Origin of the sequence: Pseudoalteromonas sp. GW168-MNA-CIBAN-0100, assembly GCF_040309225.1 — a bacterium.
GTDB classification, from domain to species: Bacteria; Pseudomonadota; Gammaproteobacteria; order Enterobacterales; family Alteromonadaceae; genus Pseudoalteromonas; species Pseudoalteromonas arctica.
Genome location: NZ_JBEOOL010000316.1, coordinates 1 through 325 on the forward strand (window position 1 = coordinate 1; position 325 = coordinate 325).

Sequence of the window (325 nt, forward strand, 5' to 3'; positions counted from 1 at the left end):
GTATTCTACCGCTAAACTAGGTAACTTAGAGAGCGAAACGGGGTTATCGCCCAAACCATCAACACACACTTTTAAGCCTATATTATTAAGCCGCGCAATCATGGCTCGCCCTTTGTCATCTAGGTTAGTAAAAATATGTAGCGGGCACTCAACAATTAAATCGCCAGGCCTTAAGTTATGCTCTTTCATAGCACTCGTTACAAATTCTACAAACTCTTCATTGAGCATTTCAGGGCCAAATACATTAATGCTCAATGGCACTGCAAAGCCCTCCATACGCAATGCCATTGCAAGTTCAGCAGCGCGCTCTATAACAAATATAGCC

The 325-nt window shown here is 42.8% G+C and carries 1 protein-coding gene; it reads right to left on the bottom strand.

Features of this window, described 5'->3' with window-relative positions:
- Positions 1–325 (bottom strand): EAL domain-containing protein (locus AAEY62_RS21280; RefSeq protein WP_350636353.1); only part of this gene is annotated, 325 nt, incomplete at both ends.